At 66.0% G+C, this 21426-nt stretch carries 24 protein-coding genes; 20 read left to right on the plus strand and 4 right to left on the minus strand.

Going from position 1 to position 21426, the window contains the following annotated elements; genetic code table 11:
• Nucleotides 1–80: 80 nt before the first annotated feature.
• The 9 genes from JHD77_RS01510 to sthA all read left to right on the plus strand — a co-directional run bounded on the left by JHD77_RS01510 (nucleotide 81) and on the right by sthA (nucleotide 8742).
• The gene (locus JHD77_RS01510) at nucleotides 81–1418 is read left to right on the plus strand and encodes a Na(+)-translocating NADH-quinone reductase subunit A (protein WP_003113983.1); all 1338 of its coding nucleotides are present in this window, start codon (nucleotides 81–83) and stop codon (nucleotides 1416–1418) included.
• Nucleotides 1419–1421: 3 nt separating this feature from the next.
• A complete protein-coding gene (locus JHD77_RS01515) occupies nucleotides 1422–2633 on the plus strand; it encodes an NADH:ubiquinone reductase (Na(+)-transporting) subunit B (RefSeq protein WP_003109478.1) in 1212 nt (403 codons plus the stop codon).
• A complete protein-coding gene (locus JHD77_RS01520) occupies nucleotides 2626–3411 on the plus strand; it encodes a Na(+)-translocating NADH-quinone reductase subunit C (protein WP_003105182.1) in 786 nt (261 codons plus the stop codon). Before JHD77_RS01515 ends, JHD77_RS01520 begins: the two co-directional genes overlap by 8 nt.
• Nucleotides 3408–4082: an NADH:ubiquinone reductase (Na(+)-transporting) subunit D gene (nqrD, locus tag JHD77_RS01525; protein WP_003119802.1), complete on the plus strand. Its 675-nt coding sequence runs from the start codon at nucleotides 3408–3410 to the stop codon at nucleotides 4080–4082. The genes JHD77_RS01520 and nqrD overlap by 4 nt, the downstream gene beginning before the upstream one ends.
• Entirely contained in the window at nucleotides 4082–4690 is a 609-nt protein-coding gene (gene nqrE / locus JHD77_RS01530; RefSeq protein ID WP_003091182.1) for an NADH:ubiquinone reductase (Na(+)-transporting) subunit E, read from the plus strand. The genes nqrD and nqrE overlap by 1 nt, the downstream gene beginning before the upstream one ends.
• A 10-nt stretch (nucleotides 4691–4700) precedes the next feature.
• A complete protein-coding gene (nqrF, locus tag JHD77_RS01535; RefSeq protein ID WP_003143659.1) occupies nucleotides 4701–5924 on the plus strand; it encodes an NADH:ubiquinone reductase (Na(+)-transporting) subunit F in 1224 nt (407 codons plus the stop codon).
• Nucleotides 5917–6945, plus strand: coding sequence for an FAD:protein FMN transferase (locus JHD77_RS01540; RefSeq protein WP_191519425.1), 1029 nt, complete (start codon nucleotides 5917–5919; stop codon nucleotides 6943–6945). Before nqrF ends, JHD77_RS01540 begins: the two co-directional genes overlap by 8 nt.
• Nucleotides 6942–7169, plus strand: a complete 228-nt coding sequence (nqrM, locus tag JHD77_RS01545; protein WP_003091178.1) for a (Na+)-NQR maturation NqrM — start codon at nucleotides 6942–6944, stop codon at nucleotides 7167–7169. Before JHD77_RS01540 ends, nqrM begins: the two co-directional genes overlap by 4 nt.
• A gap of 178 nt (nucleotides 7170–7347) precedes the next feature.
• Complete coding sequence (gene sthA / locus JHD77_RS01550; RefSeq protein WP_003091177.1) at nucleotides 7348–8742, plus strand: Si-specific NAD(P)(+) transhydrogenase; 1395 nt, start codon at nucleotides 7348–7350, stop codon at nucleotides 8740–8742.
• A 42-nt stretch (nucleotides 8743–8784) separates the two neighbouring features.
• Here the strand turns inward: sthA and JHD77_RS01555 are convergent, their stop codons facing one another.
• From JHD77_RS01555 to JHD77_RS01565, 3 genes are read right to left on the minus strand one after another with little or no spacing between them, the layout of a single operon-like run.
• Nucleotides 8785–9507, minus strand: a complete 723-nt coding sequence (locus tag JHD77_RS01555) for a glycerophosphodiester phosphodiesterase (protein WP_003105190.1) — start codon at nucleotides 9505–9507, stop codon at nucleotides 8785–8787.
• On the minus strand, nucleotides 9504–9812 hold the full coding sequence (locus tag JHD77_RS01560) for a hypothetical protein (RefSeq protein ID WP_031756489.1): 309 nt from the start codon (nucleotides 9810–9812) through the stop codon (nucleotides 9504–9506). Before JHD77_RS01560 ends, JHD77_RS01555 begins: the two co-directional genes overlap by 4 nt.
• Before the next feature lie 26 nt (nucleotides 9813–9838).
• The gene (locus JHD77_RS01565) at nucleotides 9839–10438 is read right to left on the minus strand and encodes a PilZ domain-containing protein (protein WP_003118087.1); all 600 of its coding nucleotides are present in this window, start codon (nucleotides 10436–10438) and stop codon (nucleotides 9839–9841) included.
• Nucleotides 10439–10540: 102 nt separating this feature from the next.
• Here JHD77_RS01565 and JHD77_RS01570 point away from each other — a divergent pair, with 102 nt between their 5' ends.
• The 3 genes from JHD77_RS01570 (at nucleotide 10541) to JHD77_RS01580 (ending at nucleotide 13781) form a co-directional block, all read left to right on the plus strand.
• Entirely contained in the window at nucleotides 10541–11791 is a 1251-nt protein-coding gene (locus JHD77_RS01570; RefSeq protein WP_003091170.1) for a lipoprotein-releasing ABC transporter permease subunit, read from the plus strand.
• Nucleotides 11784–12467, plus strand: a complete 684-nt coding sequence (lolD, locus tag JHD77_RS01575; protein WP_003091168.1) for a lipoprotein-releasing ABC transporter ATP-binding protein LolD — start codon at nucleotides 11784–11786, stop codon at nucleotides 12465–12467. The genes JHD77_RS01570 and lolD overlap by 8 nt, the downstream gene beginning before the upstream one ends.
• Nucleotides 12468–12536: 69 nt before the next feature.
• Nucleotides 12537–13781 carry a lipoprotein-releasing ABC transporter permease subunit gene (locus JHD77_RS01580; protein WP_003105198.1) on the plus strand — a complete coding sequence of 415 codons (1245 nt, stop codon included), beginning with the start codon at nucleotides 12537–12539 and terminating at the stop codon, nucleotides 13779–13781.
• Between the two features lie 87 nt (nucleotides 13782–13868).
• Here JHD77_RS01580 and JHD77_RS01585 read toward each other — a convergent pair whose 3' ends face one another.
• On the minus strand, nucleotides 13869–14402 hold the full coding sequence (locus tag JHD77_RS01585; protein WP_003091165.1) for a DUF2062 domain-containing protein: 534 nt from the start codon (nucleotides 14400–14402) through the stop codon (nucleotides 13869–13871).
• 130 nt (nucleotides 14403–14532) lie between these two features.
• Between JHD77_RS01585 and JHD77_RS01590 the strand changes: the two genes are divergently transcribed.
• The 8 genes from JHD77_RS01590 to murB all read left to right on the plus strand — a co-directional run bounded on the left by JHD77_RS01590 (nucleotide 14533) and on the right by murB (nucleotide 21368).
• Nucleotides 14533–16758 (plus strand): DNA internalization-related competence protein ComEC/Rec2, encoded by a 2226-nt coding sequence (locus JHD77_RS01590; RefSeq protein WP_031756491.1) that lies wholly within the window; start codon nucleotides 14533–14535, stop codon nucleotides 16756–16758.
• Nucleotides 16759–16830: 72 nt separating this feature from the next.
• Complete coding sequence (locus JHD77_RS01595; RefSeq protein ID WP_003091163.1) at nucleotides 16831–17466, plus strand: MotA/TolQ/ExbB proton channel family protein; 636 nt, start codon at nucleotides 16831–16833, stop codon at nucleotides 17464–17466.
• Complete coding sequence (locus JHD77_RS01600) at nucleotides 17463–17903, plus strand: ExbD/TolR family protein (RefSeq protein ID WP_003091161.1); 441 nt, start codon at nucleotides 17463–17465, stop codon at nucleotides 17901–17903. The genes JHD77_RS01595 and JHD77_RS01600 overlap by 4 nt, the downstream gene beginning before the upstream one ends.
• On the plus strand, nucleotides 17903–18901 hold the full coding sequence (lpxK, locus tag JHD77_RS01605) for a tetraacyldisaccharide 4'-kinase (protein ID WP_031756493.1): 999 nt from the start codon (nucleotides 17903–17905) through the stop codon (nucleotides 18899–18901). Before JHD77_RS01600 ends, lpxK begins: the two co-directional genes overlap by 1 nt.
• A gap of 37 nt (nucleotides 18902–18938) precedes the next feature.
• Nucleotides 18939–19124, plus strand: coding sequence for a Trm112 family protein (locus JHD77_RS01610; protein WP_003091157.1), 186 nt, complete (start codon nucleotides 18939–18941; stop codon nucleotides 19122–19124).
• Nucleotides 19124–19888, plus strand: coding sequence for a 3-deoxy-manno-octulosonate cytidylyltransferase (kdsB, locus tag JHD77_RS01615; RefSeq protein WP_003091155.1), 765 nt, complete (start codon nucleotides 19124–19126; stop codon nucleotides 19886–19888). The genes JHD77_RS01610 and kdsB overlap by 1 nt, the downstream gene beginning before the upstream one ends.
• Entirely contained in the window at nucleotides 19888–20352 is a 465-nt protein-coding gene (locus JHD77_RS01620) for a low molecular weight protein-tyrosine-phosphatase (protein ID WP_003106924.1), read from the plus strand. Before kdsB ends, JHD77_RS01620 begins: the two co-directional genes overlap by 1 nt.
• Entirely contained in the window at nucleotides 20349–21368 is a 1020-nt protein-coding gene (murB, locus tag JHD77_RS01625) for a UDP-N-acetylmuramate dehydrogenase (RefSeq protein WP_003106928.1), read from the plus strand. The genes JHD77_RS01620 and murB overlap by 4 nt, the downstream gene beginning before the upstream one ends.
• Nucleotides 21369–21426: the final 58 nt, after the last annotated feature.

A 21426-nucleotide genomic window follows, 5' to 3' on the forward strand; every position in this document is an offset into this window, starting at 1 on the left:
ATTCAGTACGTTGCGCGCGATGATGGTCATTTTCTGACTTGGGCCTCGTCTTTTCTGTCCACGACCACTAGGCACTAGACATGATCAAGATAAAACGTGGCCTGGACCTGCCCATCAGCGGCGCCCCCGAACAGCGCATCGAGGCAGCACGCCCGGTACGCAGCGTGGCGTTGATCGGTTTCGACTACCACGGCATGAAGCCGACCATGGCGGTGCAGGTAGGCGACCGGGTGAAGCTGGGGCAGGTGCTGTTCACCGACAAGAAGAATCCCTCCGTCAGCTATACCGCACCCGGCGCCGGTGTGGTCAGTGCCATCCATCGTGGCGAGAAGCGCGTCCTGCAATCGGTGGTCATCGATCTCGACGGCGACGAGCAACTGGAGTTCGCCCGTTATCCCGCTGACAAACTCGCCACGCTGAGCGCCGAGCAGGTCCGCGACAACCTGTTGCAGTCGGGCCTGTGGACCGCGCTGCGGACCCGGCCGTTCAGCAAGGTGCCCGATCCCGAGTCCAGCCCCAGTTCGATTTTCGTCACTGCCATCGATACCCAGCCGCTGGCCGCCGATCCGCAGGTGGTTATCGCGGAGCAGGGCGAGGCCTTCCAGGCCGGGCTGACGGTGCTCGGGCGCCTGGCCCGGGTGTTCCTGTGCAAGGCGGAAGGCGTTTCGCTACCCGGCGAGGCGCTCTCCGGCGTGACCGCGCAAGCATTCTCCGGTCCGCATCCGGCGGGCCTGCCCGGCACCCATATCCACTTCCTTGACCCGGTGGGTGCCGGCAAGAGCGTGTGGAACCTGAACTACCAGGACGTGATCGCCATCGGCAAGCTGTTCACGACCGGGCAATTGTGGACCGAGCGGGTGATCGCCCTGGCCGGTCCGGTGGTGGAAAAGCCGCGTCTGGTGCGCACCCGCTTGGGCGCCAACCTCGACGAACTGGCCGCCGGCCAGTTGCAGCCGGGCAACAACCGGCTGATCTCCGGCTCCGTGCTGGGCGGTCGCACCGCCCATGGCGCCTACGCCTACCTGGGGCGCTACCACCTGCAGTTGTCCTGTCTCAAGGAGGGCGACCAGCGCGAGTTCCTCCACTACCTGCGCGCCGGGGTGGAAAAGCATTCGCTGCTCAACGTGTTCGTCTCCAGGCTGCTCGGCGGCAAGCGCTTCGCCTTCACCACCAGCACCAACGGCAGCCCACGGGCGATGGTGCCGGTAGGTAACTACGAGGCGGTGATGCCGCTGGATATCCTGCCGACTCAATTGCTGCGCTACCTGATCGTCGGCGACACGGAAATGGCCCAGAAGCTCGGCGCCCTGGAACTCGACGAAGAGGACCTGGCGCTGTGCAGCTACGTCTGCGCCGGCAAGTACGAATACGGCCCGATTCTGCGGGACAATCTGGCACGCATCGAGCAGGAGGGCTGAGCCATGGGTTTGCGTAACCTGCTCGACAAGGTCGAGCATCATTTCGAGAAGGGCGGGCGCTACGAGAAGTGGTACCCGCTGTACGAAGCCGTGGACACCTTCCTCTATCGTCCGGGCAGCGTCACCCGCACCACTGCACACGTGCGCGACGGCATCGACCTGAAGCGCATGATGATCATCGTCTGGCTGTGCACCTTCCCGGCGATGTTCTTTGGCATGTACAACGTCGGCCACCAGGCCAACCTGATCTTCGCCCAGAGCCCCGATCTGTTGAGCGCCCAGGATGGCTGGCGCTTCGCCCTGATCGGCGCGCTGGCCGGGTTCGACCCGAACAGCCTGTGGGATTGCCTGGTCCAGGGCGCCGCGTACTTCCTGCCGGTGTACCTGACCACCTTCATCGTCGGCGGTTTCTGGGAGGTGCTGTTCGCCAGCATCCGCCGCCACGAGGTCAACGAAGGCTTCTTCGTCACCTCGGTGCTGTTCGCCCTGACCCTGCCGCCGTCCGTCCCGTTGTGGCAGGTAGCCCTGGGGATCAGCTTCGGCGTGGTGCTGGGCAAGGAAGTGTTCGGCGGCACCGGGAAGAACTTCCTCAATCCGGCACTGGTCGGCCGGGCCTTCCTGTTCTTCGCCTACCCGGCGCAGATGTCCGGCGACGCGGTATGGACCTCGGTGGACGGCTTCGCCGGCGCCACCTCGCTGAGCCTGGCCGCCGCCGGCGGCGTGGACAACATCCTCGGCCACGGCTTGACCTGGATGGATGCCTTCCTCGGCCACATGCAGGGTTCGATGGGCGAGACCAGCACCCTGGCGATCTTCATCGGCGGCGCCGTGCTGCTGCTGACCCGCATCGCCTCCTGGCGCATCGTCGCCGGGGTGATGCTGGGGATGGTCGCCATGAGCTACCTGTTCAACGCCATCGGCTCGGCCAGCAACCCGATGTTCGCCATGCCCTGGTATTGGCACCTGGTCACCGGCGGCTTCGCCTTCGGCATGATCTTCATGGCCACCGACCCGGTCTCGGCGTCCATGACCGATACCGGCAAGTGGCTGTTCGGCGCCCTGATCGGAGTGATGGTCATGCTGATCCGGGTGGTCAACCCGGCGTTCCCGGAAGGCATGATGCTGGCGATCCTGTTCGCCAACCTGTTCGCACCGCTGATCGACCATTTCGTCGTTCAGGCCAACATCAAGCGGAGGCTGGCGCGCAATGGCTAATCAAGAATCCACCACCCGCACACTGCTGGTAGCCCTGGTGGTGTGCCTGGTCAGCTCGGTGTTCGTCGCCGGCGCGGCGGTGGCGCTGAAGCCGACCCAGGCGGAAAACCGCCTGCTCGACAAGCAGCGCAGCATCCTCGCCATCGCTGGTCTCGGCGAGCCGGGCATGTCCGGCAAAGAGGTCAAGGCGCTGTTCGACAGTCGCATCACCGCCAAGGTGGTCGATCTGCAGAGCGGCACCTTCAGCGATGCCCAGGACCCGCTCGGCTACGACCCGCTGAAAGCGGCCAAGGACCCGGCGCTGTCGGATGCGCTGCCCGCCGCCGAGGACATCGCCTCGATCAAGCGCCGCGAGCGCTATACCACGGTCTACCTGGTGGAGACCGACGGCAAGCTCGACACCCTGATCCTGCCGGTGCGCGGCTACGGTCTGTGGTCGACCCTCTACGGCTTCCTGGCGCTCAAGGGCGACCTCAACACGGTCGCCGGCTTCGGCTTCTACCAGCATGGCGAGACCCCCGGTCTCGGCGGCGAGGTCGACAATCCGAAATGGAAGGCGCTGTGGGTCGGCAAGACCCTCTACGACGCCCAGGGCGATCTTGCCGTACAGATCATCAAGGGCTCGGTGGACCCGCAATCGGCGAAGGCGACCCACCAGGTCGACGGCCTGGCCGGCGCCACCCTGACCAGCAAGGGTGTCGACAACCTGCTGCATTTCTGGCTCGGCAAGGACGGTTTCGACGCCTTCCTCGCCAATCTGCGCAAAGGGGAGGCGTGATGGCTGCTCAACCCACGATCCGCGAAGTCCTGTTCAATCCGGTCTTCCAGAACAATCCGATCGGCCTGCAGATCCTCGGGATCTGCTCGGCGCTGGCGGTAACCTCGAACCTGAAGACCGCTACCGTCATGGCCATCGCCCTGACCCTGGTGACCGGCTTCTCCAACCTGTTCATCTCGATGATCCGCCGGCAGATTCCCAGCTCGATCCGGATGATCGTGCAGATGGTGATCATCGCCTCGCTGGTGATCGTCGTCGACCAGGTGCTCAAGGCCTATGCCTATAGCCTGAGCAAGCAGCTCTCGGTGTTCGTCGGGCTGATCATCACCAACTGCATCGTGATGGGCCGCGCCGAAGCCTTCGCCATGGCCAACCCGCCGCTCGTGTCGTTCTTCGACGGCATCGGCAACGGTCTCGGCTACAGCGCCATGCTGCTGGTGCTCGGCTTCGTCCGCGAGCTGTTCGGCGCCGGCAAGCTCTACGGCATCAGCGTGTTGCCGACGGTCAACGATGGCGGCTGGTACCAGCCGAACGGCCTGCTCCTGCTGCCGCCTTCGGCGTTCTTCCTGATCGGCCTGATCATCTGGGCCCTGCGGACCTGGAAGAAAGACCAGGTCGAGGCCCCGACCTACAAGATGGCCCCGCAGGTATCCAGCAAGGAGGCTTACTGATGGAGCACTACATCAGCCTGTTCGTGAAGGCCGTGTTCGTCGAGAACATGGCGCTGGCGTTCTTCCTCGGCATGTGTACCTTCATCGCCATCTCGAAGAAGGTGGAGACCGCCATCGGCCTGGGTATCGCGGTGATCGTGGTGCAGACCATCACCGTGCCGGCCAACAACCTGATCTACACCTACCTGCTCAAGGACGGCGCGCTGGCCTGGGCCGGGCTGCCCGAGGTGGACCTGAGCTTCCTCGGCCTGCTCAGCTACATCGGGGTGATCGCCGCCATCGTGCAGATCCTCGAGATGCTCCTCGACAAGTACGTACCCAGCCTCTACAACGCGTTGGGCGTGTTCCTGCCGCTGATCACGGTGAACTGCGCGATCATGGCCGGCTCGCTGTTCATGGTCGAGCGCGACTACAACCTTGCCGAGAGCACGGTGTACGGCGTCGGCTCGGGCTTTTCCTGGGCGCTGGCGATCGCCGCGCTGGCGGGTATCCGCGAGAAGCTCAAGTACAGCGACGTCCCCGAGGGCCTGCAGGGCCTGGGGATTACCTTCATCACCATCGGCCTGATGTCGTTGGGCTTCATGTCGTTCTCCGGCGTGCAGTTGTAAGGAGAGGCCCGTGATCGGATTCGAGATTTTCCTGGCCATCGGCATGTTCACCGCCATCGTCCTGGGCCTGGTGGCGATCATCCTGGTCGCCCGCGCCAAGCTGGTGTCGAGTGGCGACGTGACCATCCAGATCAACGGCGAGCACAGCCTGACCGTGCCGGCCGGCGGCAAGCTGCTGCAAACCCTGGCGGCGAACAACGTGTTCCTGTCTTCCGCCTGCGGCGGCGGCGGCACCTGCGCGCAGTGCAAATGCGTGGTGGTCGAGGGCGGCGGCGAGATGCTGCCCACCGAGGAGTCGCACTTCACCCGGCGCCAGGCGAAGGAAGGCTGGCGCCTGTCGTGCCAGACGCCGGTCAAGCAGGATATGCAGATCCGCGTGCCTGAAGAGGTCTTCGGGGTGAAGAAATGGGAGTGCACGGTGGAGTCCAACCCCAACGTCGCCACCTTCATCAAGGAACTCACCCTGCGCCTGCCGGACGGCGAGAGCGTGGACTTTCGTGCCGGCGGCTACGTGCAGCTGGAATGCCCGCCGCACGTGGTCGAGTACAAGGACTTCGATATCCAGTCGGAATATCGCGGCGACTGGGACAAGTTCAACATGTGGCGCTACGTGTCGAAGGTCGACGAGACGGTGATCCGCGCCTACTCGATGGCCAACTACCCGGAAGAGAAGGGCGTGGTCAAGTTCAACATCCGCATCGCCTCGCCACCGCCAGGCAGCGACCTGCCGCCGGGGCAGATGTCGTCCTGGGTGTTCAACCTCAAGCCGGGCGACAAGGTCACCGTGTACGGGCCGTTCGGCGAGTTCTTCGCCAAGGACACCGAGGCCGAGATGGTCTTCATCGGCGGCGGCGCCGGCATGGCGCCGATGCGTTCGCACATCTTCGACCAGTTGCGCCGGCTCAAGTCGAACCGCAAGATCAGCTTCTGGTACGGCGCGCGCTCGCTGCGCGAGGCCTTCTATACCGAGGAGTACGACCAGCTGCAGGCGGAGAACCCCAACTTCCAGTGGCACCTGGCGCTGTCCGACCCGCAGCCGGAGGACAACTGGACCGGCCTGACCGGTTTCATCCACAACGTGCTGTTCGAGAACTACCTGAAGGACCACCCGGCGCCCGAGGACTGCGAGTTCTACATGTGCGGCCCGCCGATGATGAATGCCGCGGTGATCAAGATGCTCACCGACCTGGGCGTGGAGCGCGAGAATATCCTGCTGGACGATTTCGGTGGCTGAGCGTTTCCGTCCGCTTGCCATGGCCGGACTGGCAGCGCTGGCGCTGGTCCTGGCCGGTTGCGGCGACACCCTGGAAAGCTTCGGCGGCCCGACCATGGGCAGCACCTATTCGATCAAGTACGTGCGCGGCGCCTCGGCGCCCGACGTCCAGACGGTGAAAGCCGCGGTGGAGGCGATCCTCGCCGAGGTCGACCGGCAGATGTCCACCTACCGCGACGATTCCCTGGTCTCGCGTTTCAATGCGCTGCCGGCGCAGTCCTGCATGGAGCTGCCGCCACCGATGCTGGAGTTGCTGCGCTACGGCGGCGAGTTGTCGGAACAGAGCCAGGGCGCCTTCGACATGACCGTCGAGCCGCTGATGAACCTCTGGGGCTTCGGTCCGCAGGCGCGGGTGGAGAAGGTTCCCAGCGCCGAGCAGATCGCCGCGGTGCGCCGTGACGTCGGCCATCGACACCTGCGCATCGACGGCCAGCGCCTGTGCAAGGACGCCGCCGTACAGCTGGACTTCGACAGCATCGCCGCTGGCTATACGGTGGACGCGGTAGGCGAACGCCTGAAGGAGCTTGGCGTGCGCAGCTACCTGGCGGAAATCACCGGCGAGTTGAAAGCCGAAGGGCGCAAGCCGGACGGCACGCCCTGGCGCATCGCTATCGAAGCGCCGCGCGAGGGCCAGCGGGTCGCCCAGCAGGTACTGGCGCTGGACGGCTACGGCGTCTCGACCTCGGGCGATTACCGCAACTATTTCGAAGAGAACGGCCAGCGCTATTCGCACACCTTCGACCCGCGCACCGGCGCGCCGATCGACCATCACCTGGCTTCGGTCACGGTGATCGATCCGTCGACGCGCAACGCCGACGGCCTGTCGACCCTGCTGATGGTGCTCGGTCCGGAGGAGGGCTACCGTTTCGCCGAGAAGCACCGACTGGCGGCGCTGTTCGTCAGTCGCCAGGGCAACGGTTTCGACAGCCGCACCACGCCACGCTACGAGCAACTGTTCGGCAACCAAGGAGAACGTCCATGACCTGGCTACTGGTCTTCGTCATCATGCTGCTGGTGGTCTTCGGCATGTCCATCGGCGTCATCATGGGCCGCAAGCCGATCGCCGGTTCCTGCGGCGGCATCGCCAACCTGGGGATCGAGAAGGAATGCTCGATCTGCGGCGGCGACCGGCAGAAATGCGAGGAAGCCAACCGCGACGAATCTGTAGTGCCCGGAAAACTCGCCTACGACGCGACCAAACGCTAATGTGCGACATTTCGCACAGGGCGTAACATATGCCCGCCTCGAGGTCGGACCGAGCCTTGCCCGGCGAATGCCGTCGTTCGCACCGACCCGATGATCGAATCGATCCGCCGCGCACATGTTGTGCAGCGGCTTTGCCGGAGGCGCCAGTGGGCGCCTCGGCCTGTTCTGAGGAGTACGCATGGCTGTCTACAACTACGACGTGGTGATTTTGGGCACGGGTCCGGCGGGCGAAGGGGCGGCGATGAACGCCTCCAAGTACGGACGCAAGCTGGCGGTAGTCGACAGCCGTCGCGTGGTCGGAGGCAACTGCACGCACCTCGGCACCATTCCTTCCAAGGCCCTGCGCCACTCGGTGAAGCAGATCATCGAGTTCAACACCAACCCGATGTTCCGCCAGATCGGCGAGCCGCGCTGGTTCTCCTTCCCCGACGTGCTGAAGAGCGCCGACCGGGTGATCTCCAAGCAGGTCGCTTCGCGTACCGGCTACTACGCGCGCAATCGCATCGACATGTTCACCGGCACCGCCAGCTTCGTCGACGAACGCACCGTCGAAGTGGTGACGCCGAGCGGCGCGGTGGAGCGCCTGGTCGCCGACCAGTTCGTGATCGCCACCGGCTCGCGCCCGTATCGTCCTTCGGACATCAATTTCAACCACCCGCGGGTCTACGACAGCGACACCATCCTGTCCCTGAGCCACACCCCGCGCCGGCTGATCATCTACGGAGCCGGGGTGATCGGCTGCGAATACGCGTCGATCTTCAGCGGCCTGGGCGTGCTGGTGGACCTGATCGATACGCGCGACCAGTTGCTCAGCTTCCTCGATGACGAGATTTCCGATGCGCTGAGCTACCACCTGCGCAACAACAACGTGCTGATCCGCCACAACGAGGAGTACGAGCGCGTCGAGGGGCTGGACAACGGTGTCATCCTGCACCTGAAGTCGGGCAAGAAGATCAAGGCGGACGCGCTGCTCTGGTGCAACGGCCGGACCGGCAACACCGACAAGCTCGGCCTGGAGAACGTCGGCATCAAGGTCAACAGCCGTGGCCAGATCGAGGTGGACGAGAACTACCGCACTTCGGTGAGCAACATCTTCGCCGCTGGCGACGTGATCGGCTGGCCGAGCCTGGCCAGCGCTGCCTACGACCAGGGCCGCTCGGCCGCCGGCAACATCGTCGAGAGCGACAGCTGGCGCTTCGTCAACGATGTGCCGACCGGCATCTACACCATTCCGGAGATCAGCTCGATCGGCAAGAACGAAAGCGAACTGACCGCGGCGAAGATTCCCTACGAAGTGGGCAAGGCGTTCTTCAAGGGCATGGCCCGGGCGCAGATTTCCAACGAGCCGGTGGGCATGCTGAAGATCCTGTTCCATCGCGAGACCCTGGAGATCCTCGGCGTGCACTGCTTCGGCGACCAGGCTTCGGAAATCGTCCATATCGGTCAGGCGATCATGAACCAGCCGGGCGAGCTGAATACCCTGAAGTACTTCGTCAACACCACCTTCAACTACCCGACCATGGCGGAAGCCTATCGGGTAGCGGCGTTCGACGGCCTCAACCGGCTTTTTTGAAGGACTCCGGCCGGCGGCCTGAGCCGGCCGGAGGGGATGTGCTCAGCGATTCCCGAGGGTGGCGCTGGCCAAACCGGGAAAGTCTGTGATCAGGCTGTCCACGCCGAAGTCGGCGAGCCGGCGCATCAGCGCCGGTTCGTTGACCGTCCACACCGAGACGTGAAGCCCCTGGCGCTGGGCCTTGAGCAGGCGTTCCGGGGTGCATAGGGTCCAGTTCAGGGCGAGCAGGGCACAGCCATAGTGCTGGGCGACCTTCAGCGGGTCGAGCCAGGCGTATTCGGCGACCAGCCCGCGCGACAGCTCTGGGGTCAGTTCGTTGAGGGCCTTGAGCACGGTCCGCGAACCGCTGGTGACGGTGACCTTGTCGCGGTTGCCGAAGCGCTCGGTCAGCTCCCTGATCCGCGTTACCGTCCGCGCCGCGCGTTCGCGCGAGGCGCTCTTCACTTCCAGCTGCCAGTGCTCGAACGGGCACTTCTCGAACAGCTCCTCCAGCCGCGGGATCGGCGTCGGCCGTACCCAGCCGGGGCCGCCCTTGCGCGCGTCGTAGGTGACCAGGGTGGCCGCGTCGTGTTCGGCGACCTTGCCGCGGCGGCCGGTGGTGCGCTTCAGGGTCGGGTCGTGGATCACCATCAGTTCGCCGTCGCGGGACAGGTGCAGGTCCAGTTCGCAACGGTTGACGCCATGCTCCAGGCAGCGCTGGAAGCTGGCCAGGGTGTTTTCCGGCGCTTCGCCCTTGGCGCCGCGATGTCCATAGATGAGAGTCACTTTGGCTCCTTGTTCGAGGGTTGCGCGGGATTCCGCGGCCGATGATGGCGAACGCTGTCGAGCACCCGGCCGCTTTCGAAATATACCGAGAAGTCGCGGTAATCCCAGCGCACGATGGGCGGCTGGCCGACCGCGGGATGTTCCTCGTCGGCCAGGCCGAAGCGTTGCAGCACGGCTTCGCGGCTTTCGCCGTGCGCGGGCAGGGCGACCCGGGTATCGCCCTGGGCGCCCAGCGGAATGCTCAGGGTGTCGGCGAACAGCGGCGGGGCGAGGAGGAGGGAGCACAGCAGTAGCGAACGGAGCATCGGCACATCTCAGGTCGAAGAAGGTTTCAGGTCGAAGAAGGTTGGCCCGGCTCGCCGAGCGGGCCCTGTCCGGCCCGTGCCAGGCGGCGCTGCTGGGCCTGCTTCTGGAGGATATGCCGGGCCAGCAACTGGCGCTGTGCGTCGCTCAACGCTTCGAACTCGGTGCCGATCTCGAATTCGTCGTCGTGTGGCTGGGCGTGGATTACCCGGGCCCGCAGTTCGAGGCCGAACCCCTGCGGCAACAGGACCATGCGCAGGACGAGCAACTGGCCGACCGGCAATGCGCGGTCGTGGCGGAAGCTGACTCCCCCCTCGGACAGGCTGACCTTGCGCGGTTCGCCGATCTCCTTGAGCAGGCTCTGCACCATGACCTGGCCAAGCAGGTCGATGCGCTTGTTCATCACCTTCAGGTAGTTGGCCAGCGTGCGGTCGCGTTCGCTGATGTGGCGCAGAAGGTGCTGCGACTCGTAATCCATCAGGTGGAGGTCGCTGAGCAGGCTGAACAGGGTGGCCCCCGGCCCGCTCTCCAGGCCGTCTTCGACGGCCCCGGCAGGGCGAAATTCCAGTGCGAGGGTATCTTCGATACGGTAGTATTCGCGGCGGTCATCCGCGTCACGAGTGGACATGGCGAACCCACGGCGGCAGTGATGGTCAGAGTGTAAGGCCGCCGGCGATGCCTCGCCACTTCGCCATCCCGACGCATCCATTTTCTGCCAGCTAAGGGCGACATGTTCAGACCCCTGTCCGTTTTCATCGGCACGCGCTATACGCGGGCCAAACGTCGCAGCCATTTCGTCTCCTTCATTTCGCTGACCTCGATGATCGGCCTGGCACTGGGCGTGCTGGTGATGATCGTGGTGCTCTCGGTGATGAACGGCTTCGATCGCGAAATGCGTACCCGCATCCTCGGCATGGTGCCGCAGGCCACCGTCGAGTCGTACCAGCCCATCGATGACTGGCGCGCCCTGGCCGAGAAGGTCAAGGCCCACGAGCATGTCACCGCGGTAGCGCCGTTCACCCAGATGCAGGGCATGCTCAGCGCCAATGGCGCGGTGCAGACGGTGATGGTCGATGCGGTCGATCCGCTGGAAGAGGCCAAGGTCTCGATCATTCCCGATTTCTTCAAGCAGGGCTCGCTGGCGGAACTCAAGGCCGGCGGCTTCGGCATCGTCATCGGCCAACTGGCGGCGCAGAAGCTCGGCGTCGGCATCGGCGACAAGGTCACCCTGATCCTCCCCGAGGTGGCGGTCACCCCGGCCGGGGTATTCCCGCGGATGAAGCGTTTCACCGTGGTCGGCACCTTCCGCGTCGGCGCCGGCGAACTGGATGGCGGCCTGTCGCTGATCCACCTGGAAGACGCCGCGCGCCTGCAGCGCTGGAAGACCAACCAGGTACAGGGGCTGCGCCTGAAGCTCGACGACCTGTTCCAGGCGCCGCGGGTGGCCTGGGAGATCGCCCGGACCCTGACCGACAATGACTTCTACGCCCGCGACTGGACGCGCAGCCACGGCAACCTGTACCAGGCCATCCGCATGGAAAAGACCATGATCGGCCTGTTGCTGCTGCTGATCGTCGCGGTCGCCGCGTTCAACATCATTTCCACCCTGGTGATGGTGGTCACCGACAAGAAGTCGGACATCGCCATCCTTCGTACCCTCGGCGCCACGCCGGGGCAGATCATGGCTACCTTCATGGTCCAGGGCACGGTGATCGGGGTGATCGGCACGCTGGTCGGCGGGGTCCTCGGGGTGGTCGCGGCGCTCAACGTCAGCGCCTGGATTTCCGCCCTGGAAAAGCTGCTGGGCCACCAGTTCCTCGCGTCCGACGTGTACTTCATCGATTACCTGCCGTCGCAACTGATGCTCGACGATGTCGTGCTGGTCTGCGGCGCGGCCCTGGTCCTCAGCTTCTTCGCCACTTTGTATCCAGCCTGGCGTGCGGCGCGCACCCAGCCTGCGGAGGCTTTGCGTTATGAATGACAAGTCGGTGCTGAGTTGCCGCAACCTGAGCAAGAGCTACGACGAGGGGCCGCAATCGGTGCAGGTGCTGTCCGGCGTCGAGTTGAACCTGCTGCCTGGGGAGCGGGTGGCTATCGTCGGCAGCTCCGGTTCGGGCAAGAGCACCTTGCTGAACATGCTCGGCGGCCTGGACACGCCCTCCGCCGGCAGCGTCTGGCTCGCCGGCGAGGAACTCTCGGCGCTGAACGAGACGGCCCGCGGGCTGCTGCGCAACCGCGCGCTGGGCTTCGTCTACCAGTTCCACCACCTGTTGCCGGAGTTCACCGCCCTGGAGAACGTCTGCATGCCGCTGTTGATCGGCCGCACGCCGATCGCGGAAGCCCGCCAGCGGGCGGCCGAGCTGCTGGAGCGGGTCGGGCTGGGTCATCGCCTGTCGCACAAGCCGGCCGAGCTGTCCGGCGGCGAGCGCCAGCGGGTGGCGATCGCCCGCGCGCTGGTCAACCGTCCGCAGCTGGTACTGCTCGACGAGCCCACCGGCAACCTTGACCAGCATACCGCCCAGGGTATCCAGGAGCTGATGCTGGAACTGAGCCGTTCGTTGCAGACCTCGTTCCTGGTGGTAACCCACGATCTCCAGCTGGCCGGGCACATGGATCGCATCCTGCGCCTGGAAGAAGGCCGACTGATCGCCGCGTAGCGGGGCGACGGCGTGCCCGCCGTCCGCTCCCGTCCGGCGAATCCCCCATCGACTCGGTGCATCCGCGACATGTTCAGACCGTTACCGTTCTTCATAGGCCTGCGCTACACCCGCGCCAAACGCCGCAACCACTACATCTCGTTCATCTCGCTGACCTCGATGATCGGCCTGGCGCTGGGCGTGCTGGCGATGATCATCGTGCTCTCGGTGATGAACGGCTTCCAGAAGGAAATGCGCACGCGGATCCTCGGCATGGTGCCGCATGCCACTATCAGCGCGACGCAGCCGCTGGACGACTGGCAGACCGTCGCCAACGCGGCGCTGCGGCACCGCGAGGTGGTCGGCGCGGCGCCGTTCGCCGAACTGCAGGGCATGCTGTCGTACAAGGGCAACATGCTGCCGGTGCTGGTCAACGGCATCGACCCGCAGGAGGAGCGCAAGGTTTCCATCATCGGCGAGCACATCGTCCAGGGCAGCCTGGACGACCTCAAGCCTGGCGAGTTCGGCATCGTCCTCGGCGAGATCACCGCGCGGCGCTTCCATGTCAATGTCGGCGACAAGCTGACCCTGATCGTCCCGGAAGCCACCAGTGCGCCGGGCGGCATCACTCCGCGCATGCAGCGCTTCACCATCGTCGCCCTGTTCAAGGTCGGCGCCGAACTGGACAACTCGCTGGCGCTGATCGACATCGCCGATGCCGGCCAGTTGCTGCGCCTGCAACCGGGCCAGGTGCCGAGCGTGCGCCTGGAACTGAAAGATCTCTACCAGTCGCCGCAGGTCGCCGCCAAGGTGGTCAAGGAGTTGGGGCAGGGCTTCAGGTCCAGCGACTGGACCAGGACCCAGGGCAGCCTGTTCAACGCGATGAAGATGGAAAAGACCATGATCGGCCTGCTCCTGCTGCTGATCATCGCGGTCGCCGCCTTCAACATCATCGCCACCCTGATCATGGTGGTCGCCGACAAGCGCACCGACATCGCGATTCTTCGTACCCTCGGCGCCACGCCGCGGCAGATCATGGCGATCTTCATGGTCCAGGGCACCGTCATCGGCGTGATCGGGACGGTCATCGGCGGGGTGCTCGGGGTGTTCGCGGCGTTGAACATCACCGGGATGATCGACCGCATCGAGCGGCTGGTCGGGCACAAGGTCTTCAGCTCGGACGTGTACTTCATCAACTACCTGCCTTCCGACCTGCAGGTGCTGGACGTGGTGCTGATCTGCAGCGCTGCATTGCTGATGAGCTTCCTCGCCACCCTGTACCCATCCTGGCGCGCGGCGCGGACACAACCGGCCGAGTCGCTGCGCTACGAGTGAGCGAGAAGGCCTGCGCCAGTCCCTGCACGGGGCGGACAAGGCCCACGAAAAAGCCGCCTTCGAGGCGGCTTTTTCATGTCCGGCGGATCACTTCGCGGCGACCCGTTCGCGACGTTGCCGGCAGCGTCGGCTCCAACTGCGCTGCACCCACCAGCGCCAGTAGAGCATCGTCAGCGCGTAGCCGAGGATGGCGGCGATGATGCCGCACACCACCGAACCGAGCAGGAAGGGCTGCCAGAGGCTGGACAGCTCCTGGCTGATCCATTCCCAGGTGAGATGGTCCGGCAGGGTGCGCGGCGGCACCTGCATCAACCAGGCGCCCAGCTTGTAGGTGCAATAGAAGACCGGGGGCATCGTGATCGGATTGGTCAGCCAGACCAATCCGACGGAGATTGGCAGATTGCTCCGAATCCACACCGCCAGACCGGCAGCCAGCAGCATCTGCATCGGCATCGGGATGAAGGCGGCGAACAGCCCGGCGGCCATGGCGCGCGATACCGAGTGGCGATTGAGATGCCAAAGGTTGGGATCGTGCGTCAACTTGCCGAGAAAGCGCAGCGACTTCTGCGAGCGGATGCTTTCCGGATCGGGCATGTAGCGCTTGAACAGGCGACGCGGCATGTGGGCTCTCGGTGGATATAGGCTTGCGTATTATGCCAAGCAAGATGACAGGATTTCGTTGCCCATTGTATGACCCCATGTGACATGTCGGGGAGCGGAGGGCACGCCACGGGGATGGGAGGAACCGTTCATGCGCCTGGGATTGCCAGCCCTCGCCGCGGGGCTGCTGGCCCTGCGCTTCCTGGCGGAATTGCCGTCGGTCGGCTGGCTGCTGGGCATGGCCGCCGCCGGACTGTTGCTGCTGTTCGGCCGGCTGTACTGGCTGGGGTTGTTCCTGCTCGGGTTCGCCTGGGCCTGCGGCTCGGCGCAAGTCGCCCTGGACGGACGCCTGGCCGCCGAGCTGGATGGTCGCACCCTTTGGCTGGAGGGGCGTGTGGTCGATCTGCCGGCGAGCGGCGAGGGCGTCACGCGCTTCCGGCTGGAGGAGGTCCGCGCTGCGCGGGGCGTGCTTCTTCCCGAGCGTCTGCGCCTGAGCTGGCGCGGCGCGCCGCCGCTGATGGGCGGCGAACGCTGGCGCCTGGCGGTGACCCTGAAACGCCCCCGCGGCCTGGTGAACGCGGCGGGTTTCGACTACGAGGCCTGGTTGTTGGCGCAGCGGGTCGGTGCCGTTGGCACGGTGAAGGCGGGCCAGCGCCTGCAGCCGGCCAGCGGCCTGGATGCCTGGCGCGATGCCTGGCGCCAGCGCCTGCTGGCGGTCGACGCACAGGGGCGCGGCGCCGCCCTGGCGGCGCTGGTGCTGGGGGATGGCTCGGGGCTGAGCGCGGCCGAGTGGCGAATGTTCCAGGACACCGGCACCGTGCATCTGATGGTCATCTCCGGTTCGCATATCTCGTTGCTGGCGGGGATGCTCTATGGCCTGGTGGCGGCCTTGCATCGCCTGGGCTGCTGGCCGCGGCGCCTGCCCTGGCTGCCCTGTGCCTGCGCCCTGGGTTTGCTTGGTGCCTGGAGCTACGGGTTGATGGCGGGTTTCGAGGTCCCGGTGCGGCGCGCCTGCCTGATGGTCAGCCTGGCGCTGGTCTGGCGCCTGCGTTTCCGCCACCTGGGCTTGCTGACCCCGCTGCTGGCAACGCTGGTGCTGGTCTTGCTGGTCGAGCCGCTGGCCAGCCTGCAGGCGGGGTTCTGGCTGTCGTTCCTGGCGGTTGCCCTGCTGCTCTGGCTGTTCGCCGGGCGCCTTGGGCGCTGGCGCTGGTGGGCGGCCTGGGGGCGGGCGCAGTGGGGGATGGCGCTGGGGCTGGCGATGCCGCTGCTGGCGCTGGGCCTGCCGTTGAGCCTGAGCGGAGCGCCGGCCAACCTGCTGGCGGTGCCTTGGATCGAACTGCTGGTAGTGCCCCTGGCCCTGGCGGGGAGCCTGCTGCTGTGGGTGCCCGGGCTGGGCGAGGGGCTGCTTCGCGCCGCTGGCGTTTCGCTGGACCTGCTGTTTCGTGCGCTTGGCCTGCTGGCGGGCCTGGCCGAGGCCTGGCAGCCACCCGCCGCAGCGGCCTGGAGCGTAGCGCTGGGCATGCTCGGCGCGCTCTGCTGGCTGGCGCCGGCTGGCTTGCCGTTGCGTGCCCTCGGTGCCGCGTTGCTACTGCCGGCATTGTTGCCGTCATCGCCGCCTGTCGAATGGGGGCGGGCGGAAGTGCGGGTGCTGGACGTCGGCCAGGGGCTGGCCGTGCTGGTGCGTACCCGAGAGCATGTCTTGCTCTATGACAGCGGTGCGCGGCAGGGGGCGTTCGACATGGGCGAGCGGGTGGTGGTGCCGGTGCTGCGCAGCCTGGACCTGCGGCGCCTGGACGGCCTGTTGCTGAGCCATGCCGACAACGACCATGCAGGCGGTGCTCCTACGGTCGCTTCCCGATTCCCGCCGGGTTGGCTGGTCAGCGGCGAACCCGCGCGCCTGCCTTCGCCGTTGTTCGCGGACAGCTGCGACGAGCGGAGCTGGTCCTGGGATGGCGTGGTTTTCGAACAGTGGGCATGGGCACAGGCCGGCGACAGCAACGACCGCTCCTGTGTGCTGAGGGTCGAGGCCGATGGCGAAGTCCTGCTGCTGACCGGGGACATCTCGCGTGCGGCCGAGCATGCCTGGCTGGCGCGACAGGCCGATCCCCGGGTCGACTGGTTGCTGGCGCCGCATCATGGCAGCCGCAGTTCCTCCGGAGTCGCCTTCGTGTTGCGTACGCGGCCTCGCCATGTGCTGGTCTCGCGAGGTTGGTGCAACGCCTTCGGCCATCCCCATGGCGAAGTGATGGAGCGTTACGCGAGGGTCGCCGCGCAGGTCCACGACACGGCACGCGACGGTGCCCTGACGTTTCTCCTCGGAAGCCGTGGCGGCGCACGCCGGGAGCGTGATTCGGCGCACTTCTGGCGGGAAAAATGAGAACCGTGGCGGTCGGCGGAAAAGGGTCGCTGTGCTAGAGTGGCGCCACTTTTTTTTCGGGGATATGCCACTGTGTGGGAACTGGTTCAAGCCGGCGGCTGGATGATGCTGCCGATCATTCTGAGTTCGATCGCCGCCACCGCCATCGTCGCGGAGCGCCTGTGGACGCTGCGCAAGAGCCGCGTCGCGCCGCCCGAGCTGCTCGGCCAGGTGTGGAAGCAGATCAAGGGCAAGCAACTGAGCGCCCAGAAGCTCAAGGACCTGCGCGCCAACTCGCCGCTGGGAGAGATCCTCGCCGCCGGTCTGGCCAACTCCAAGCACGGTCGCGAGATCATGAAGGAGTGCATCGAGGAGGCTGCTTCCGGTGTCATCCACGAGCTGGAGCGCTACCTCAACGCCCTCGGCACCATCGCCGCGATGGCGCCGCTGCTGGGCCTGCTGGGTACGGTGTTCGGCATGATCCAGATCTTCGGCGCCTTCATGGACAACGGCATGGCCAACTCGCCGATGCTCGCCGCGGGCATCTCCAAGGCATTGATCACCACCGCCGCCGGCCTGCTGGTGGCGATTCCGGCGGTGTTCTTCCATCGCTACCTGCTGCGGCGGGTCGACGAACTGGTGATCGCCATGGAGCAGGAGGCCATCAAGCTGGTGGAAGTGGTGCAGGGCGATCGTGAAGTCGACTACGTCGAGGAAGGCAAAGCGTGAAATTCCGCCGCAGACGGGCGGGTGCCGCCCGTGAAGACGTCTTCATCAACCTGGCGTCGCTGATCGACGTGATCTTCGTCCTGCTGCTGTTCTTCGTGGTCAGTACCACCTTCACCCGCCCCGAGCAGCTCAACATCGAGCTGCCATCGGCGGAGAGCGGCGAAACCGCCGGCACCGAGCAGAAGCAACTGGAACTCTCGGTGGATGCCGAGGGGCACTACGCCTTGAACGGGCAGGCGCTGGCCAAGAGCGACCTGGCCACCCTGATGGCGGCGATGCAGCGTGAATCGGCGGGCGACAACAACCTGCCGGTGGTGATCAGCGCCGATGCCAAGTCCACCCACCAGTCGGTGGTCACGGCGATGGACGCAGCGGGCAAGCTGGGCTTCGTCCACCTGCGCATCACCACGGTCGAGAACACGGCGGCCAAGCCCTGATGTCGTTCTCCGAGCGACTGATCGCCGCCTGGTACCAGGGGCATCCGGCGCTGGCGCTGCTGCGTCCGCTGGAGGCTCTCTATCGTCGGGTGGCGAACGGCCGCCGGGCGGACTTCCTGTCCGGGCGCAAGCCCGCTTACCGGGCACCGCTGCCGGTGCTGGTGGTAGGCAATATCACCGTCGGCGGAACCGGCAAGACGCCGATGATCCTCTGGATGATCGAGCACTGCAGGGCTCGCGGCTTGCGGGTTGGCGTGATCAGCCGCGGCTATGGTGCCCGGCCGCCCACCACGCCGTGGCGGGTGCGGGCCGAGCAGGACGCCGCGGAGGCCGGCGACGAACCGCTGATGATCGTCCGGCGCAGCGGCGTGCCGCTGATGATCGACCCGGATCGTCCGCGCGCCCTGCAGGCGCTGCTCGCCGAAGAGCAGTTGGACCTTGTCCTCTGCGACGATGGCTTGCAGCACTATCGTCTGGCGCGCGATCTGGAGCTGGTGCTGATCGATGCCGCGCGCGGTCTCGGCAATGGTCGTTGCCTGCCGGCCGGTCCGTTGCGCGAACCGGCGGAGCGTCTGCAAAGCGTCGACGCGCTGCTTTACAACGGCGCCGACGAGGATCCTGACGGCGGTTACGCATTCCGCTTGCAGCCTACTGCGCTGATCAACCTGCAGAGCGGCGAGCGCCGACCGCTGGAGCATTTTCCCGCGGGCCAGGAAGTCCACGCCCTGGCCGGGATCGGCAATCCGCAGCGTTTCTTCAGGACGCTCGAGGCGCTACACTGGCGAGCGATTCCGCATGCCTTCCCGGATCACGCGACCTACACGGCGGCCGAACTGGCGTTCAGCCCGCCGCTGCCGCTGCTGATGACCGAGAAGGATGCCGTTAAATGCCGGGCTTTCGCAGCGGCCGACTGGTGGTACCTGGCGGTCGATGCGGTGCCTTCCCCTGCATTCGTCGCCTGGTTCGACGCCCGACTCGAGCATCTCCTGGCGCGCTGACCGGCGGCCGTGCCGCCATTGTATGAAGGACTCCGCCATGGACCCGAAACTCCTCGATATTCTTGCCTGCCCGTTGACCAAGGGCCCGCTGGTGCTCAGCGAAGACAAGACCGAACTGATCAGCAAGCAGGCCGGCCTGGCCTATCCGATCCGCGACGGCATCCCGGTGATGCTGGAGAGCGAGGCTCGCTCCCTGAACGTGGACGAGCGGCTGGACAAGTAATGACCCAGGCGTTCACTGTCGTCATTCCCGCCCGCTACGCCTCTACTCGTCTGCCCGGCAAGCCATTGCAGGATATCGCCGGCCAGCCAATGATCCAGCGCGTCTGGAACCAGGCCCGCAAGAGCGCCGCCAGCCGCGTGGTCGTCGCCACCGACGACGAACGCATCCTGGCGGCGTGCCAGGGGTTCGGCGCCGAGGCGCTGCTGACACGTGCCGAGCACAACTCCGGCACCGATCGCCTGGAGGAAGTCGCTTCCCGGCTCGGCCTGGCCAGCGATGCCATCGTGGTCAACGTCCAGGGCGACGAGCCGCTGATCCCCCCGGCGCTCATCGACCAGGTGGCGGCCAACCTGGCGGCGCACCCGGAGGCCGCCATCGCTACCCTGGCCGAGCCGATCCATGAGGTCTCCGCGCTGTTCAATCCGAACGTGGTCAAGGTCGCCACCGACATCGACGGCCTGGCCCTGACTTTCAGTCGTGCGCCCTTGCCCTGGGCTCGCGACGCCTTCGCCCGCGATCGCGACAGCCTGCCGGAGGGCGTGCCCTATCGTCGCCACATCGGCATCTACGCCTATCGCGTGGGTTTCCTTGCCGATTTCGTCGCCTGGGGACCGTGCTGGCTGGAGAACGCCGAAAGCCTCGAGCAATTGCGCGCGCTCTGGCACGGGGTGCGAATCCATGTGGCCGATGCCCGCGAAACCATGCTTCCGGGCGTGGATACGCCGGAAGACCTCGAACGCGTTCGCCGCGTGCTGGGGGGCTGATGCGCGTCCTGTTCGTCTGCCTGGGCAACATCTGCCGGTCGCCCACCGCCGAAGGCGTGTTCCGGCGCAAGGTCGAGGAGGCCGGGCTGGCTTCCCGCATCCATGTCGATTCCGCCGGTACCGCCGGCTGGCATGTCGGCAAGGCGCCTGACCAGCGCACCCGCCTGGCCGCGCAAAGGCGTGGCTACGACCTGTCGGCACTGCGTGGACGCCAGGTCGGCATCGAGGATTTCTCCCGCCATGACCTGATCCTGGCCATGGACCTGTCCAACCTGGCTGACCTCGAGACCCTGCGTGCCGGGCGCGGTGCCGCCGAACTGGATCTGTTCCTGCGTCGCTACGGATCCGAGCGGGACGAAGTGCCCGATCCCTACTATGGCGGCGAAGAAGGCTTCGAGCAGGTCCTCGACCTGATCGAACATGCCTGCGACCGTCTGTTGATCGAAGCCAAGGGGCGACTGTGAGCCTGGAACTGCAAGAGCATTGCTCGCTGAAGCCCTATAACACCTTCGGCATCGACGTGCGCGCCCGCCTGCTGGCCCACGCCCGGGACGAGGCTGATGTGCGCGAGGCCCTGGCCCTGGCTCGGGAGCGTGGATTGCCGCTGCTGGTGATCGGTGGTGGCAGCAACCTGCTGCTGACCCGTGACGTCGAGGCGCTGGTTTTGCGCATGGCCAGCCAGGGGCGGCGAATTGTTTCCGATGCCGCGGATTCGGTGTTGGTCGAGGCGGAGGCGGGCGAGGCCTGGGACCCATTCGTACAATGGAGCCTGGAGCGGGGCCTGGCCGGTCTGGAAAATCTCAGCCTGATTCCCGGCACCGTGGGTGCGGCGCCGATGCAGAACATCGGCGCCTATGGCGTGGAGCTGAAGGATGTCTTCGACAGCCTGACGGCGCTGGATCGCCAGGATGGAACCCTGCGTGAGTTCGATCGCCAGGCCTGCCGTTTCGGCTACCGCGACAGCCTGTTCAAGCAGGAGCCTGATCGCTGGCTGATCCTCCGCGTGCGCCTGCGCCTGACACGGCGGGAGAGGCTGCACCTGGACTACGGGCCGGTACGCCAGCGCCTGGAGGAGGAGGGCATCGCCAGTCCGACGGCCAGGGACGTAAGCCGGGTAATCTGCGCCATTCGCCGGGAGAAGCTGCCCGACCCCGCCGTATTGGGCAATGCCGGCAGCTTCTTCAAGAACCCGCTGGTGGATGCGACGCAGGCCGAGCGCTTGCGTCAGGCCTTCCCGGATCTGGTTGGCTATCCGCAGGCGGACGGTCGGTTGAAGCTGGCCGCAGGCTGGCTCATCGACAAGGGCGGCTGGAAGGGCTTTCGCGATGGCCCGGTGGGGGTACACGCGCAGCAGGCGCTGGTCCTGGTCAACCATGGCGGTGCCACCGGTGCCCAGGTCCGGGCATTGGCGGAGCGTATCCAGGAGGACGTCCGTCGGCGTTTCGGCGTCGAATTGGAGCCTGAACCCAATCTCTACTGAGGGTGCGGCTGGAGAATGAAAAAGGGATGCCGGCGGCATCCCTTTTTCATTGTGCGTG

Source organism: Pseudomonas sp. P20 (genome assembly GCF_016463925.1).
In the GTDB taxonomy this organism is placed as follows: Bacteria; Pseudomonadota; Gammaproteobacteria; order Pseudomonadales; family Pseudomonadaceae; genus Pseudomonas; species Pseudomonas aeruginosa.